This is a genomic window from Cytobacillus sp. QJM3NY_8, assembly GCF_056173585.1.
Genome location: NZ_CM149681.1, coordinates 1666731 through 1681997, shown reverse-complemented (window position 1 = coordinate 1681997; position 15267 = coordinate 1666731). Strand labels below are relative to the sequence as shown.

At 40.2% G+C, this 15267-nt stretch carries 16 protein-coding genes and 1 riboswitch; of the genes, 3 read left to right on the top strand and 13 right to left on the bottom strand.

Translation table 11 applies throughout. From position 1 onward, the window contains the following. Window positions 1-141: 141 nt before the first annotated feature. Together AC0VZ9_RS08830 and AC0VZ9_RS08825 are read left to right on the top strand one after the other, a co-directional pair. Window positions 142-1377 (top strand): MFS transporter, encoded by a 1236-nt coding sequence (locus AC0VZ9_RS08830; protein ID WP_009331042.1) that lies wholly within the window; start codon window positions 142-144, stop codon window positions 1375-1377. Window positions 1378-1555: 178 nt separating this feature from the next. Continuing rightward, window positions 1556-1876, top strand: coding sequence for a hypothetical protein (locus tag AC0VZ9_RS08825; protein WP_009331043.1), 321 nt, complete (start codon window positions 1556-1558; stop codon window positions 1874-1876). 444 nt (window positions 1877-2320) lie between these two features. Here the strand turns inward: AC0VZ9_RS08825 and AC0VZ9_RS08820 are convergent, their stop codons facing one another. The 10 genes from AC0VZ9_RS08820 to AC0VZ9_RS08775 all read right to left on the bottom strand — a co-directional run bounded on the left by AC0VZ9_RS08820 (window position 2321) and on the right by AC0VZ9_RS08775 (window position 11120). Then, window positions 2321-2605 carry a ferredoxin family protein gene (locus tag AC0VZ9_RS08820; RefSeq protein ID WP_019381639.1) on the bottom strand — a complete coding sequence of 95 codons (285 nt, stop codon included), beginning with the start codon at window positions 2603-2605 and terminating at the stop codon, window positions 2321-2323. Then, window positions 2605-3900, bottom strand: coding sequence for an FAD-dependent oxidoreductase (locus AC0VZ9_RS08815; protein ID WP_019381638.1), 1296 nt, complete (start codon window positions 3898-3900; stop codon window positions 2605-2607). Before AC0VZ9_RS08815 ends, AC0VZ9_RS08820 begins: the two co-directional genes overlap by 1 nt. Beyond that, window positions 3893-4918: an electron transfer flavoprotein subunit alpha/FixB family protein gene (locus AC0VZ9_RS08810; RefSeq protein WP_251157591.1), complete on the bottom strand. Its 1026-nt coding sequence runs from the start codon at window positions 4916-4918 to the stop codon at window positions 3893-3895. Before AC0VZ9_RS08810 ends, AC0VZ9_RS08815 begins: the two co-directional genes overlap by 8 nt. Window positions 4919-4942: 24 nt before the next feature. Continuing rightward, window positions 4943-5761 carry an electron transfer flavoprotein subunit beta/FixA family protein gene (locus AC0VZ9_RS08805; RefSeq protein ID WP_009331051.1) on the bottom strand — a complete coding sequence of 273 codons (819 nt, stop codon included), beginning with the start codon at window positions 5759-5761 and terminating at the stop codon, window positions 4943-4945. A gap of 250 nt (window positions 5762-6011) precedes the next feature. Then, entirely contained in the window at window positions 6012-6245 is a 234-nt protein-coding gene (locus AC0VZ9_RS08800; RefSeq protein WP_009331053.1) for an aspartyl-phosphate phosphatase Spo0E family protein, read from the bottom strand. A 304-nt stretch (window positions 6246-6549) separates the two neighbouring features. Then, window positions 6550-7092, bottom strand: coding sequence for a 1,2-dihydroxy-3-keto-5-methylthiopentene dioxygenase (locus AC0VZ9_RS08795; RefSeq protein ID WP_475397271.1), 543 nt, complete (start codon window positions 7090-7092; stop codon window positions 6550-6552). Between the two features lie 53 nt (window positions 7093-7145). Then, window positions 7146-7781 (bottom strand): methylthioribulose 1-phosphate dehydratase, encoded by a 636-nt coding sequence (locus tag AC0VZ9_RS08790; protein WP_009331057.1) that lies wholly within the window; start codon window positions 7779-7781, stop codon window positions 7146-7148. Further along, a complete protein-coding gene (locus AC0VZ9_RS08785) occupies window positions 7778-8440 on the bottom strand; it encodes a 2-hydroxy-3-keto-5-methylthiopentenyl-1-phosphate phosphatase (RefSeq protein WP_475397270.1) in 663 nt (220 codons plus the stop codon). Before AC0VZ9_RS08785 ends, AC0VZ9_RS08790 begins: the two co-directional genes overlap by 4 nt. Next, the gene (locus AC0VZ9_RS08780; protein ID WP_019381635.1) at window positions 8433-9665 is read right to left on the bottom strand and encodes a 2,3-diketo-5-methylthiopentyl-1-phosphate enolase; all 1233 of its coding nucleotides are present in this window, start codon (window positions 9663-9665) and stop codon (window positions 8433-8435) included. The genes AC0VZ9_RS08785 and AC0VZ9_RS08780 overlap by 8 nt, the downstream gene beginning before the upstream one ends. Window positions 9666-9751: 86 nt before the next feature. After that, a riboswitch (SAM riboswitch) is annotated at window positions 9752-9855 on the bottom strand. A gap of 92 nt (window positions 9856-9947) precedes the next feature. Continuing rightward, window positions 9948-11120 (bottom strand): pyridoxal phosphate-dependent aminotransferase, encoded by a 1173-nt coding sequence (locus tag AC0VZ9_RS08775; protein ID WP_019381634.1) that lies wholly within the window; start codon window positions 11118-11120, stop codon window positions 9948-9950. Window positions 11121-11263: 143 nt separating this feature from the next. On the opposite strand from AC0VZ9_RS08775, the gene AC0VZ9_RS08770 reads away from it, so the two are divergent. After that, on the top strand, window positions 11264-12049 hold the full coding sequence (locus AC0VZ9_RS08770; RefSeq protein ID WP_009331066.1) for a carbon-nitrogen family hydrolase: 786 nt from the start codon (window positions 11264-11266) through the stop codon (window positions 12047-12049). Window positions 12050-12085: 36 nt separating this feature from the next. Here AC0VZ9_RS08770 and AC0VZ9_RS08765 read toward each other — a convergent pair whose 3' ends face one another. The 3 genes from AC0VZ9_RS08765 to AC0VZ9_RS08755 form a co-directional block, all read right to left on the bottom strand. Then, window positions 12086-12667, bottom strand: coding sequence for a DUF2087 domain-containing protein (locus AC0VZ9_RS08765; protein WP_009331068.1), 582 nt, complete (start codon window positions 12665-12667; stop codon window positions 12086-12088). A 124-nt stretch (window positions 12668-12791) separates the two neighbouring features. Then, window positions 12792-13292, bottom strand: coding sequence for a methylated-DNA--[protein]-cysteine S-methyltransferase (locus tag AC0VZ9_RS08760; RefSeq protein ID WP_019381631.1), 501 nt, complete (start codon window positions 13290-13292; stop codon window positions 12792-12794). Next, the gene (locus AC0VZ9_RS08755) at window positions 13289-15124 is read right to left on the bottom strand and encodes a PAS domain-containing sensor histidine kinase (protein WP_251263804.1); all 1836 of its coding nucleotides are present in this window, start codon (window positions 15122-15124) and stop codon (window positions 13289-13291) included. The genes AC0VZ9_RS08760 and AC0VZ9_RS08755 overlap by 4 nt, the downstream gene beginning before the upstream one ends. Between the last annotated feature and the right edge of the window lie 143 nt (window positions 15125-15267).

The following is a 15267-nucleotide window of genomic DNA, read 5'->3' as shown; positions in this document are numbered from 1 at the left end:
TCCCTGCCCTCTTATTTAATCTGAATAATGTAAATTATATAATATTTAATAGATTTCCAAAATAACTATTTTGAAAGGCTAATGAATAAGGTAAACTATATTTAGTTTTACGAAATGTTCAGTGAAAAAGGAGACTATACCATGAGTACTACCGCTGCTTCAGTCAGTCCAAGATATGAGCCACATCAAAAAACGGCCTATCGGATCTTATTCATTATTGGCCTTTGCCACCTATTAAATGACTCTATTCAATCTGTCATTCCAGCCATGTTTCCCATTTTAGAAAAATCTATGGGGCTTTCATACTCACAGCTGGGTATGATTGCCTTTTCACTTAATATCGTGTCTTCAATCATGCAGCCGGTAGTTGGAATGGCCACTGATAAAAAGCCGTTCCCTTTCGCCTTGCCAATCGGTCTGACTTCAACTTTATTTGGCATATTAGGATTGGCTTTTGCCCCGGATTATAAATGGATTATTATATCAGTATTGTTCATTGGTCTCGGTTCAGCTGTATTCCACCCGGAAGGATCTAGGGTTGCTTATATGGCAGCTGGCCAGCGCAGAGGTCTGGCCCAATCAATCTATCAGGTAGGGGGAAACACTGGACAGGCACTTGCTCCTATCATTACGGCCCTTATTCTTGTTCCGCTAGGTCAAATGGGTGCTGCCTGGTTTACTGCAGTTGCTGCTATTGCAGTCGGGCTGCTGATTTATATAGCGTTTTGGTATACTGGACGCCTTCAGGAGGAATTGATTGCCGGCAGAGCAAAAAAACAAGCTGGTGGCCATAATAATAAAAGGATATCAAAAAAAATATGGAGTGCACTGATCCTGGTTCTCTTTTTGATATTTGCCCGTTCATGGTATATTTCGGGTATGACAAATTTCTATGCCTTTTATGCGATAGAAAAATACTCTTTCTCCATTAGTCAGGCGCAGCTCTTCTTATTTGCATTTTTAGTATCAGGTGCATTGGGCACATTTTTTGGCGGGCCGCTCGCAGATCGGTTTGGAAAGAAAAGAATTATTTTTCTGTCCATGATCCTGACTGTTCCGCTATCCGCCATGATCCCTTTCGTTCCATCTCCTATTGCATTTATAATGCTGGTGGCAAGCGGATTCATATTGATGTCAAGCTTTTCGGTGACGGTAGTATACGCTCAGGAATTAGTTCCCGGCAAAATCGGCACTATGGCGGGACTTACAGTGGGTCTGGCTTTTGGTATGGGGGCAATAGGCTCAATCGCTCTGGGCTATATAGCGGACACCGTTGGTCTGGTAAATATGATCATATTTACCGGTTTTCTTCCTGTACTGGGGTTGCTGACATTATTACTCCCACCGGATGAAACTGTTTCAGAATGGAATAAATAGGTAAGGAGGAGGGGGCGTCCCTCCTTTTTATAAAGGATATAGATTATTTTTATTAAAATTTTCTAAAAATTTTAATAATTGTGTGCAATCTTCTTCTTTTTTGCCATATAATAAAGGTAAGATATTAGCTCTCTTTGGCGCAGCTAAATACCCTGTAAAATGTTAGGAGGGATTAAATATGCATCTGCCAAACTACTTTGATTTTTATCAAAAATGCCTTATTCCTGCAAATGGAGCTGATACTTTCCTTCCGGCCGGGCAAACCCATTGGCTAATTGCTCTGGAAGGACAGCTTAAGGAACAGGAAAAAGAATATTACCTCTGGAAAGTAACCTTATATCCATCCAATTCAGAAGGAAGTTTTATATGGAATAAGGCGCTTTATTCTTCATCTCTGTACGAATGCATCCATAAAGCTTTTGAACATGCTAAAGAACTTGAAGCCAATGTAAAGGACTCCCAGTTCAATTTTTTAAAGAGACAAGAGAAAATCAGCTAACCTCAAAATCCATTCCCCTATGCGTTACTCTTTTTTACCCTCGAATGTGAAATAACATACATATAGGTAATTTCTACTTTTAAACAAAATCCTAAAAAAGTGAATTCTTAATTCAGATCAAAAAAAGAGCCTAGACTTCTCTAAGCTCTCCAGATTATAGGGGGTCAACTATAATAGTCCGACCACATTTAGTTTAACAAATCCTGCCTAAAAAATTAAGATACTAAAGTACTATTACTTAAAAGCTTTAACGCGGTAATTTATAATAAAAAAAACAGAATGATATGTATGCTGCAGGATTAATAGTTTTGATATATGTTGTTAACAGTTTGTTAATATTTCTTATCTATAATATAAATGTACCGAAAGATAAAACCTTTTTCATTACCCCCCTTTTCAAACCGGCCAAATGCGGCCGGTTTTTGTATGAAATAGGGGTTAACTTTATGCAAGCCTAAATACTATACCATGGCCGCCTTTTGGGTATTCCCATTTAATATTCTGATATGGGCATCCAATCCTGCAGCTGCCGCACTCATGGCATCCTTCATAACCCACCTGCATTCTCAATCCTTCCCACTTATACACCTCAGCCGGGCAGAAAATAGTGCATATTTTATCGGGGCATTTTGTCATACAGATATCATGATCCAATACGGTAAGATGTGATTTGGTGTCTGCCTTAAAACGAACTAAATATTGCTTTTCTTCGATCGTTTTCGTTGACATTATTTCACCGCCTTCCATGCCCTGTACATGTCTTGAAGCACACGAATGGTCCCGCGTTCACTGGTAAAGCTCTTCATAATTTCTTTTTGCTTTTCTTTCTTAGGAGTTCCATCAACTGTAAAAAATTTGCTCGCTGCCCTGTTAAGCATCGGAACATATTCTTTAAAATACTGAGGGTAGTGTTCAAACGTGTGAGTTGCATCTTTATATTTTTCCAGGTCTTTTATAATAAAGCTTTGATAAAGTGTTTCCCTGTACTGATTCAAGCTTGTTTCGCTGAAGTCACCCCGTTTTTTGGCATCAATGATGGTTTCTGCAGCCATTGTTCCGGAAGCCATTGCCATATTGGAGCCTTCGCGGTGTATGGCATTAACCAGCTGTGCAGCATCACCTGCAAGAAGGACACCATCCCCAGCCACTTTAGGCACTGAATGGTAGCCCCCTTCAGGAATCAAGTGAGCCAGATACTCGGCAGATTCTCCTCCTTCTATTAAGGGTCTTACCATAGGGTGTGTTTTTAAATAATCCAGCAGGTCATAAGGCTTAAGCTTCGCCTTAATCATACTTGACAGCGTGGTTCCCACACCAATATTAATACTATCTTTATTTGTGTAAATAAAGGCAGTTCCCAGATTGCCTTTCGTGGAGTCCCCGAATATTTCAATCGTACAGCCCTGGTTGTCTTCCAGGTTAAAGCGGTCATTAATTTTGTCTTTAGAAAGATTAATGACTTCCATTACCGTCAGTGCCACTTCATCAGGGCGAAATTCTTTATGGTAGCCCAGCTGTTTTGCCAGCAGTGAATTTACACCATCTGCCAAAACCACTACATCTGCATATACCTCCCCATCCGGCCGGTCAGTTCTTACACCAACCACTTTTCCATTTTCAGTCAGGCACTCAAGTACGACTGTTTCATTTATTAATAGAACGCCCTGTTCAACCCCTTTTTTTGCAAACCATTGGTCAAATGGCGCCCGGAGTACTGTAAAATTATTATATGGTTCCTTCCCCCACTCAAGACCTTTATAGCCAAAACTCACTGTCGATTCTTTATCCATCATCCAAAACCGCTGCTCTACGACAGGCCGCTCCAGCGGTGCTTCTTTCCAAAACTCTGGAATGATTTCCTCCATTTGCTTACGGTATAAAACTCCACCCATTACATTTTTGCTGCCGGGATATTCTCCTCTTTCAATTTGAAGGACTTTTAGACCGTTTTTGGCGCATGTGTAAGCACAGGAAGTTCCTGCAGGCCCTGCCCCCACCACGATGACATCAAACTTTTCAGACATAACTCATTTCACCCCCTCTTTCCCTTGCTTCCTTTAACTCTTTAATCAGCTTCGGCACAATTTCAAGTGCATCACCCACGATTCCGTAGGTTGCTACATCAAATATAGGTGCGTCTGGATCCTTGTTAATCGCAATAATGAACTCTGAATTCTTCATGCCTACGACATGCTGGATTGCCCCTGAAATCCCAATAGCAAAATAGACCTTTGGGGTAATGGTTTCTCCGGTCTGCCCTACCTGCTGTTCATGCGGCAGCCATCCTGCCTCCACTACATCCCTTGTGCCCCCTACAGTTGCTCCAATTGCATCAGCCAGGTCATGGATCAGCTGGAAATTCTGAAAATCCCCCATTCCTTTTCCGCCCGCAACAACAACATGCGCATCTGCTAAATTCACTTTTTTTGTGACATCTTTCACAATTTTAATTACCTTTGTGCGCATATCATCTTCACTTAGGGTAATCGCTTCTTCTATAACCTCGCCCTGTCTATCTGGATCTGGCTCCAGGGCTTTCATAACCTTAGGACGGACAGTAGCCATCTGCGGCCGGTGCTTTTTACAAAGGATGGTTGCCATTATATTTCCCCCAAACGCCGGGCGGCTAGCTTCAAGCAGCCTTTTATCCACTTCGACATCCAGCATGGTTGTATCAGCAGTCAATCCAGTGCTAAGATCTGTAGCAACAGCACTGGCCAAATCTTTACCATTGGAAGTGGCCCCATAGAGAAATATCTCAGGTTTATACTTTTCTGCAAGATTGATTACTGCCTTCATATAAGACTCCGTCCGATAATCTTTCATCACTTCATGGTCAATAACATATACCTGATCAGCTCCATAAGCGATCACTTCCTGGCATAAAGACTTTATTTCATATCCAAGCAGAACACCGGAAAGAGGCACATCCAGCTTATCTGCCAGCTTTCTGCCTGCACCGAGCAATTCAAGGGAAACCCCTTCTATTTTCCCATCATTTTGTTCTATGAATACCCACACTCCCCGGTACTCATCCATCATGTAAATCCCCCCTAATTATTCCCATTATCGGCTTACAAACAGCTCTTTCTTATCATTAAGCAGCTCCATCAGCTGCTTAACCTGTTCTTCCGCATTCCCTTCAAGCCTCTTTCCGCCTTCCGGCTTGGGAGGAGTAAACATTTTTCCCACTATCGTAGGAGACCCTTTCAACCCGAGCTGTGTACGATCTACTTCCTCAAGATCATTTACAGACCAGATAACCGGCTCATACCTGGCAGCTTTTATCATGTTTGGCATAGGGGAGTATTCTATGCTATTAATCTCTTTTTCAACGGTCAGCAGGCAAGGGACTTGAGCTTGTATTAATTCATATCCGTTTGTAATTTTCCTTTTGATCAGTATCGTTTTTTCACCTTCATTAAGTTCGGATACCTCTATAACATTTGTAACAGGCGGAATATCCAGCCTTCTTGCTATTCCTGGTCCCACCTGGCCGGTATCTCCATCAATGGCATGTTTTCCGCATATGATTAAATCCACAGGCATATCTTTTGAAATACGCTCCAATGCTTTAGACAGAGCATAGCTTGTTGCCAGTGTATCTGCGCCGGCAAATGCACGGTCTGAGATTAAAAAGCCGCGGTCTGCTCCTATTTCGATGCTTTTCTTAATAACAGCAACAGCCTGTGGAGGTCCCATGGATAAAACCGAAATGGTGCCTTTTCCTATGGTCTTTGTTATTTTCACTGCTTCCTGTACTGCATGGGCATCATAAGGATTTAAAATGGCAGGTGCACTGCGCCGGTCAAGAGTGTTGGTTTTGGGATTGATTTTAATAATTTTTGTATCAGGCACTTGCTTGACACACACTACTATGTGCATTTTTTACTTTCCCCCCTCTAAACTTAAAGCTTCTATAAGTATAGTTCGCTTTAAGAGATAGATAAAAAAGCTTTGTATTACGATATGATTCTCGATACATGCATAGTACTGCTATGAAGAATTAATAAGAATTGTGCAGTTCATTACTAAGAAAAGCGAGAACTGGCGCCAACTAAAAAAAAGAATCCTCAACGGATCCTTTTTTTTCTTCCCTATTATATGTTCAATCTATGTGCTTGGAATTTTAAAATTATACAACAGCTTTCTTCCATAAGAGAATCATTTCCCGGAAGGAAATCCTCATTCTTTTCTTTTGTTCCTTCTCTCTTTTAACGACGCATTGATATTCAAAAATTAATTGATCAAGTTCCTGGCTGCAGCGAACCGTTTCCTGGCTCGCCATTCCATTTTTCTTGGCCGTTTCTATCATTGTTTCCCTTTTTTGCTGAATTTCAGTCAGCAGCTGTATTCTTTTATAGCGCAACTTTCTTCCTCCTACTCCTATCCCTTTATCCGATATAAATGTGTCTACTTGAAGCATTATTACAAGAATTTCTATAAATGTAAATAGATTCGCAATATTAGACAATCTTTTTCCGAATTTATTTTTATCGACATCAATTTCAATTCGCCCTCATGGGGTTTCGACACATTCTGCTAAATTTATTATGTGGCATCAACGGGATTTGATAAAAAAATCGCAAGACCATAATATGTTAAAAAAATATCCAATTGTTATAGCAGGAAAATAAAAACCCAATGCCGGGGGCAATGGGTGGGTCATTAAATTATTGATGAACTTCCTTTTTTTCATAAATTGGCACCCATCCTTCTGCGGTAACAAAAATCCGGATGGCTACTACTTTTCGATCCTCCTGAAGAGTAAAATAATGACGGATGTTTTCGGGTACGGATATTAAATCGCCAGGATTCAGGAATACTTCAAAGAACTCTCCATCTTTTCCTTGTATAGCAAAGACTCCATGACCGCTGACAATAAATCTCACCTCATCATCTGTATGATGATGCTCCTGCTGGAAATTCTGAAGAAGCTGTTCTAAATTCGGCGTATTCTCTGAAAGGGAAATTACATCCTGTGCCTTATATCCTCTTCGATCAGAAATATCCTTAATTTCTTCAGCAAATGCAGCCAGAATTTCTTGTTTCTCATCATCGGAAAGTAAATATTTTTCCTGCAGATTTTCAGGCAATTTATCTATTGCCCATTGCTCATAGATAACCTCCTGCTTTTCCAGAAAAGCAGCAACCTCTTCCTGATTCCTAATTTCTTTTTTTGAATTTTTCAGTACGATATATGCCAATCTAATCATTCCTCTCTATTATAATTTTTTTCTCGCATGATTTAATAACAGCAGTTCATATATTAAACTACTTTAATTAGCTGATCGGGCTTATATGCCAGGAGCCTTAACTGATAACGGAACAGAAACTCTGAAGCCTCAAGGATCTTTTTAGCCTCAAAGGAGGTTCTGCCCCATACTGTAATTCCATGATTTCTTATCAAGACGGCACCTGAATCTTCATGTACATGGGAAGAAAAACACTTTGCCAGCGTTGGAATATGCGCATGATTCGGAATAATCGGAATCTCGAGAACAGCATCTTCCTCCCACTTATCAAATGCTTTAATCAGCTCTTGCCCTTTAAATGTAACCGCCGCCTGATCACCATAAATTTCTGAAATGACATTATTGTCAATAGTATGTACATGAAGACTGCATTCAGCTTTCGTTCTTCGATATATCTCAGAATGCAGAAGTGTTTCAGCAGAAGGCTTTAAATGTGTTTCCCCTGCCGGGTGTCCATATTCATCAACAAGGAGAAAGTCTTCATCAGTGCGTTTCCTTTTATCCTTTCCGCTTGCTGTTACGAGGAATTGAAGGGGATGTGAGCTGACCTTAATGGCCAGATTTCCGCTTGTTCCCATAAACCAGTCCCTTTCTGCAAGCTCTTCCTTAATATCTGCAAGCTCATTCCATTTTTCCCCAACTCTGCTCATACCCTCACCTCATTTAATCTTTTTAAAAGCTCAATGCAATCATAGAATGTTTCAAAGGCAGAATGATTTAGGTTCATCTCTTTGCTTTTCTCCAGGAGCAGATCTCTGGCAATGACAAAGTCTGCCTGTTTGGCAGCCTCCAGATCGGTTACTGAATCTCCGATCACCACTTTAAAGGTGTTCTCATCCACCAGTTTCCTCATAATAGAAGGCTTGCAGCAGCCGCAATTCTTATTGCATTTTTCATCGCAGCTATGGGGCCATAAGATATTAATTGTATCGCCGCTAAAATCAGAACTATTGCAGAACACCTCTTCAAAGGGTCCATACTTATCCAGTACAGGAGCCACAAAAAAATCTATTCCTCCGCTGACTATATAAAGCGGTATTTTTTCTTTTTCCAGATAATCGATAAATGGCTGAAATCCCTCTCTTACTCTTGCATTTTCTAAGATGAAATCGGTGATAGCATCTTTCAGACTGCTTGGCAGAAGGGAAAACATCTTTCCTACTCCTTCTTGAATGGTAATTTCCTGTCCCAGAACTTGATTTTTTAACCCCTCCCATTGAGAAGGAGCAAAGTGCTTCATGATATGAATGATGTTATCGTTTTCGGTAATAGTTCCATCAAAATCACAAAATACCGCCACTTTAGCCATTCTTTACAGCCACCTCTTTGTACCCCCACAGATCAATCGCTTTTTTTAATTCAGGGAAGTTTGATGGAGCATCTGTTAAAGAAGCCCCATTTAAAATTAAATCTATCGCCTGGCGGAATGCCAAACCGCCTCCTCTTGCCCCATCCGGATGCCCATGTACGCCACCTCCGGCATTAATTACACTGTCTATTCCGAAGTCTTCGAAAAGCAAAGGTACAAGACCCGGATGGATGCCGGCTGATGGAACCGGAAAGGTTCTTTTGCAGAAATCATTCCTAGTCAGGGTATCCCCAATTGATAAGGCCAGAGTTTTTTCAAGGGCAACCGATCCATAAGGTGAAGGGAATAGAGACAAGTCTGCGCCTGCATACCTGAGGAGTTTGCCTAAAAGCAAAGGATAGGAAATCCCATAAACACTTGAAGCAGAAAGAGCTCCACTAACTGCAGGATGTGCCATGATAGGCAGCCCTATCTCATCATCTTCTCTTAATGACTGCAAAACATCGAGCCCATACGAGAATACGTTGAAGAGAAGAAGATCTGCACCAAGTCTGGATGCTTTCCTTGCCTTATCTTTTAAATCAAAAGACCTGCCTGTTAAATTCACAGCATATAGGGTACGGTGGCCTGTTTCCTCATAAACCTGCCTTAGCACTTCTTTGCCTTCGGTTATCCGGGCTTCAAAAGGTGTAAGGCGGTTTTCAAATAGAATTTCATCATCTTTTACAAGGTCGATGCCGCCAAGGGCCTGTTCCCTCAGCTGCGAAGTTAAAAAATCCATGTCTTTGCCCAGCACCCCTTTGAAGATGCTCATCAGAAGGGGTCTATCATATACATTCAGTTTTTCCCTCAGTCCGTCAATCCCGAATCGTGGCCCAGGAAAAAAGCTTTTAAGTTCATTGGAAAACTGTAAATCTAACAATTTAATCTTTCCATCCAATGATAGTTTTCCAAAGACTGTTGTTAATATTGCCGGTAAATCAGGACTGAAATTAACAGTTGGATAGGCAATCTTAATGACTGCGGCTGTTTCCTTTTTTTCTTCATCTTTAGTATAGTCTTCAACAGAAACGACCCTGCCTTTATGCTTTTCCAGCTGCTGTTTTTCTAGTTCCGGCAAATGGGTCCATGACCCGACCGTTAAGCCTAAAGCGATCTCCTCGGCCTTTTTCTCCGGGTTATGTTTTTCATCATGAACCAGATACGTTGCAATAATTTCACTCATGTATATTCTTCCTTTCAAAAATCAAAGAATGAAAACAATAAAAAACCTCTTCAAATAAGAAGAGGTTAGGATAGCAATCTAACATCTTCTTATCTTTCAGCTATAAGCTGCAAGATTTAGCACCGTGCTCATGTATAAGTCGGTTGCCGGGCTTCATAGGGCTAGTCCCTCCGCCTGCTCTTGATAAGAAAACGAAACGAGTATTCAGTTAATTTAGAATTAAAATTTAATTAGAATTATGACAGTGCTTAATATTTTTGTCAATTGAATTATGAGAAAAATTTAAAATAAATTTAATTTTTTTATTCTGCCCACTGCTTCTTTAAGTCTCTCCTCAGATGTCAGTAAACCCGCTCTCACATACCCTTCTCCAAAATCACCAAATCCGATGCCTGGTGCAACCGCAATATGCGCTTTATCCAAGAGATAGTCAGCAAACTCTTCCGATGTAAATTGTTCAGGGACCTTGAGCCATGCAAAAAAAGAGCCTTTAGGAGCTTGAACATTCCAGCCGATTTCCCTGAGGCCAGAGATGAATGTATTACGTCTGGATTCGTATATGGAATTCAATTCTTTAACACAATCCTGTGGTCCTGACAGAGCAGCTGCTGCAGCTTCCTGAACAGCACCAAACAAGCTGACGTATAGATGATCCTGCATAAGGTTCAGTGCTGCGATGACACTTGCATTTCCAGCTGCAAATCCAACTCTCCAGCCTGCCATATTAAATGTTTTTGAAAGTGTATAAATTTCAATTCCGACCTCTTTTGCCCCTTCTGCCTGAAGAAAGCTTTCAGGCTTTATGCCGTCAAAGCCAATTCCTCCATATGCAAAATCATGGACGATGCAAATACCATGGCTTCTGCTCAAATCAACTGTTTCTTGAAAAAAGTCCTTGTTTGCCACTGCTCCAGTGGGATTATTTGGATAATTAAGGAACATCAGTTTTGCTGCATTAAGCTGGTCTGCTGACAATTCACTGTATACTGGCAGGAAGTTATTTTCTTCTCTTAGAGACATTGTCACCATTTTTGCTTTGGCAAGTGCAACACCTGACCAATAATCAGGATATCCCGGGTCCGGAACCAATACGCTGTCCCCAGGGTTTAAAAGGCATTGAGGGATTTCAACCAGTCCGGCTTTACCACCAAAAAGGATGGCTATTTCGGTTTCAGGATCCAATTCAACATTAAATTCCCTTTTATAAAAGTCAGCAGCTGCCTTTTTTAAATACGGGAAGCCCTGGAAAGGGGAATATTTATGGTTTTGCGGATTATCGGCTGCACTTTGAAGACTCTTGACAATATGCTCTGGTGTAGGCATGTCAGGATTGCCCTGTCCAAGATTGATGACATCATGCCCTTGTTGGAGTTTTCTCCCCACTTTGGCTGTCAAAGATGCAAAAAACTGTTTAGGCAGACTTTTCAAAAGATCTGATTGCGGATAATTTACCAAATTGTTCACCTGCTTAAAAAAAAGATTGAAAATATAGTCACAAATGATATAACGTAAATGGTAAGATGTAAAGTAAAATTTTGAAAATTTCCATCTATCGGACTAATTTTACCATAAGGATATGATGATTGCGGGGGAGTTTTATGAAATTAAAGATTGCCTGTTTGCAAATGGATATTGCATTTGGAAAACCTGAGGATAATTTTAAAGCAGCCGAAATCATGATTAAAAAGGCGCTTAGGGATAAACCGGATGTTATTGTGCTGCCGGAACTTTGGACGACTGGTTATGACTTGACCAGATTGGGTGAAATTGCAGACCAGGATGCAGAATCATCGCTAGTCTTTTTGAAAAAGGCCGCACAGAGCAATCGGGTTCATATGATTGGCGGATCTGTTGCAAAGAAAACACCCGAAGGCATTTACAACACTCTGCTGATTGTAGATAACCAAGGTGACCTTATACATGAATACAGCAAGCTGCACTTGTTCAAGCTGATGAATGAACATCTCTATCTGAACGGCGGGACAGCCAAGGGAGTTTTTTCACTGGAAAATAGGAAGTTTGCAGGGATGATTTGTTATGATATCCGTTTTCCTGAGTGGGTGCGGACCCATACAGCGGAAGGTGCTGAAGCTTTATTTGTAGTAGCTGAATGGCCATTGGCCCGGCTGGCACATTGGCGGGCACTTTTGATTGCGCGTGCCATTGAAAACCAGTGCTATGTAATTGCATGCAACCGCTCCGGGTCTGATCCTGACAATGTCTTTGCTGGCCATTCGATGATTATAGATCCTTGGGGAGTAGTGCTTGCAGAAGGTTCTGAAACGGAAGAAATCCTATATGCTGAGATAGACCTGGATAAAGTGAAAGAAGTCCGCAGCATGATTCCGATTTTTACCGATCGCAAACCGGATTATTACTATTGAAGGCATGCAGGGCCCTAACTGGGGCCCTGCCTTGCTTTACCCTTCTATTTTCGCCCACATTTCCGGAGGGTTTAATTCATAAATGCCATTTTCCCTGTACATATAATGATTTATAATAAATTCTCTGCGTATCGTAGCATAGTCTTCATGATACTGTTGAATATATTCGTTAAGCTCTTTTTCTTCATATTTTTTCCCCATTTTCAATCCTTTGATTAGATGCTCAAAAACCATGAGTCTCTTCTTCCTCTGTGCAGGAATATTCTTCAGCTTTCCATCTTTGGTAAAGAAATTTTCAATAACCTTCTGGCTTTCTATATTTTGTTCTTCCATTTTCTTAACCTCCTCTTTATCTGCCAATTTTGCAAGAACACCTGATTGATGTTTCAGTACGGATTCATTTAAATAAAAATAAACAGTATTTTTATCTCTTCTCTGATAAACAAGGTTTATTTCCCTCAGTTTATTTAAATGATGAGTAATGGTTGGCGGAGTTAAACCAAGCTTCCCCGCTATCGCCTGTCCATGCAAAGGACCTTTGGCAAGGAGAAAAACAATCCTGATTCTGGTTGGGTCTCCCATTGTCTTATAAAAAGCTACTAAACGATTTAATTGCATATTTTCAGCGCCCTCATTTCGATCGATATCTAATTAGATGATAATCGAATCCCACTCATTCAGTCAACCATATATATAATACCCCCATAAAAAAATCACCTAAGAGGTGATTGTTAAGATTGAGCTATTTTATATAATTAGACCCTTCGAGTGCTAGCAGTACTTCTTTAATTTCAGTCCTGTTTCCTGCATAACCCGTTAACGATTTATTTTTTCCAATCACGCGATGGCATGGAATAATGATCGGAAGGCGATTGGCCTTGTTTGCCTGACCAATGGCACGCACTGCTTTTTCTCTCCCTATTTTAAAAGCAATGTCCTGATAACTTCTTGTCTCTCCAAATGGGATTAGGCACAGCTCTTTCCAGACTGCCTTTTGAAATTCAGTGCCATGAGGTTCTATGGGGATGTCAAACTCTTTCCTATGCCCTTCAAAGTATTCCTCAAGCTGATTTGTACACCTTTTAATTAAAGAGTCGGAGGGATCCAATTTCAATGATAAAACGTCTTCCCCTTCGAGAAAATCTTCTTCCCCAATGTATAAAGCCGAAAGGATTCCATTCTCAATGACAATGTAAATGTCTCCTGCCGGTGTGTATGTTTTAGAATAAACTCTGCCTTTCATTTCATTCCCGCCTTTAAAGAATAGGGCAAATGGATGTGGAATACAGTTCCTTCCCCCAATTTGCTTTCCACTTCAATTGTTCCCTTGTGTTCTTCAATAATTTTATATGTAACCATTAAGCCAAGTCCAGTGCCTCTTTCCTTTGTAGTATAAAAAGGTTCACCAAGCTTTTTTATTTTATGCGCAGGAATTCCTGTCCCTTCGTCCCTAATGGATATGTGAACTTTATGGTCAAACCCTTTCTGAATGGATACAGTAATATATCCACCTTTAGGCATGACTTCAATGGCATTTTTTATAATATTGATAAAGACCTTTTTCATTTGATTGGATTCACAGAAAACATTGGGCAAATTCTTTTCATAATAAGTCCTGAATTGAACATTATGGAGCACAGCCTGAGCACTAAGGAGATCGACTGTTTCCTTCATGATTTGAGATATGTCTTTTTCCACAAATTTGACAGCTTGAGGCTTAGCAAGTATAAGAAATTCATTAATAATTGAATCAATCCTGCTAAGCTCAGTGGTAATCACATTGAAATACATAGTATGATCTTCCTTCACACTGTCCTCAAGCAGCTGTATAAAGCCTTTAAGTGCTGTCATGGGGTTTCTTATCTCGTGGGCAATCCCTGCTGCCAATTCTCCAATCACATGCAAAGTGTCTGATTTCCGAAGCTGTTCTTCCATTTCCAGCTTCTCAGTAATGTCTTTAAATGTTGTCATACTGATATTAGAAAAAATATTCAGCTTGTTGGAAAACTCAAAAAATTTCTTTCTGCCTGATTTCAGAGTAATGGAAAGGTTACCGTCTGATTGCCCCGCAGAGTGTATGTTTTTTATCTGCTCCTTTAATTCATCATCGGTTATATTGCAGTCATTTAAAATACTATGCAGCGAAACACCAATAAGCTCCTTTTTTGTCATCTGGAGCATTCTCTGACCTGATTGATTAATATCGACTATTTCAAACTGATTGTTCCAGAGCAGAATCCCTTCAAGGGCACCTTCAAATATCATGCGAAATTTTTGTTCGCTTTCCCTCAAGCTTTTTTCCATAGCGTGACGCTCACTGACATTTCTAAAGATTGTCATATGGTAGCCTTCAACGGAGTTCAATTTCACTGTAAACTCCAAAGATTTGAACTGGCCATTTGGCATAAGAAAAACTAGCTCATCCCGTATGCTTCCCTTAACGAACATCTCTTTAACAATGCTTTTGTATCTTTCCGATTTTTCATATACAAAATCTTTGATCTTTTTATTGAGAAGCTCATCATGAGTACATTCAAAAATTCGGCAAGCAGCTTCATTCGCATCAATGATCTCACCATTTCCACGCCAAAAAATGATTCCATCCAGGGCTTCAATAAATAGGTCAGCATACAGCTCTTCATTCTTTTTCACTTTTCGTTCGAGGAGCCGCTTACTCGTTACATCTCTTAATATACACATATAAAGACCGTCCTCATTAAGGATGCTGGTAGTAAAATCAAACTCTATTATCGTTCTGCCGTTATATATTGGCAGAATGCCCCTGACACTTTCCTTCTTCTTTAATAATTCCCTTTGCTTTTCAAGCTTGAAATGTCTATTTTTCGGCACGATATCAGACAGTCTCCTGCCGATCAGGTCTTGTTTATCAGTCTTTATACTTTCAGCAAATGATGGATTGACATCAACAATTCTCTCCTGGCTATCAAAAATTAAAATTCCATCATTTGAGCGTGAGAATATATTATATTTAAGTGAATGATTATTGGCCAAAATATTATTTTCCTTTTCCAAAGTCTCAATCCTGGCATAGAGTCTCCTGATTTCTTGATTCATAATGACCACTCTATTTCCTCCTATTGGGATATGCAATTAATTAAATATTTCTACAATATCTGACTAAAACCTTTAAATCTCCGAGAAAACTGTCTTATTAATTTTTCATCTCAAATGTCTAGGGAAAGGACAAGGCATACCCT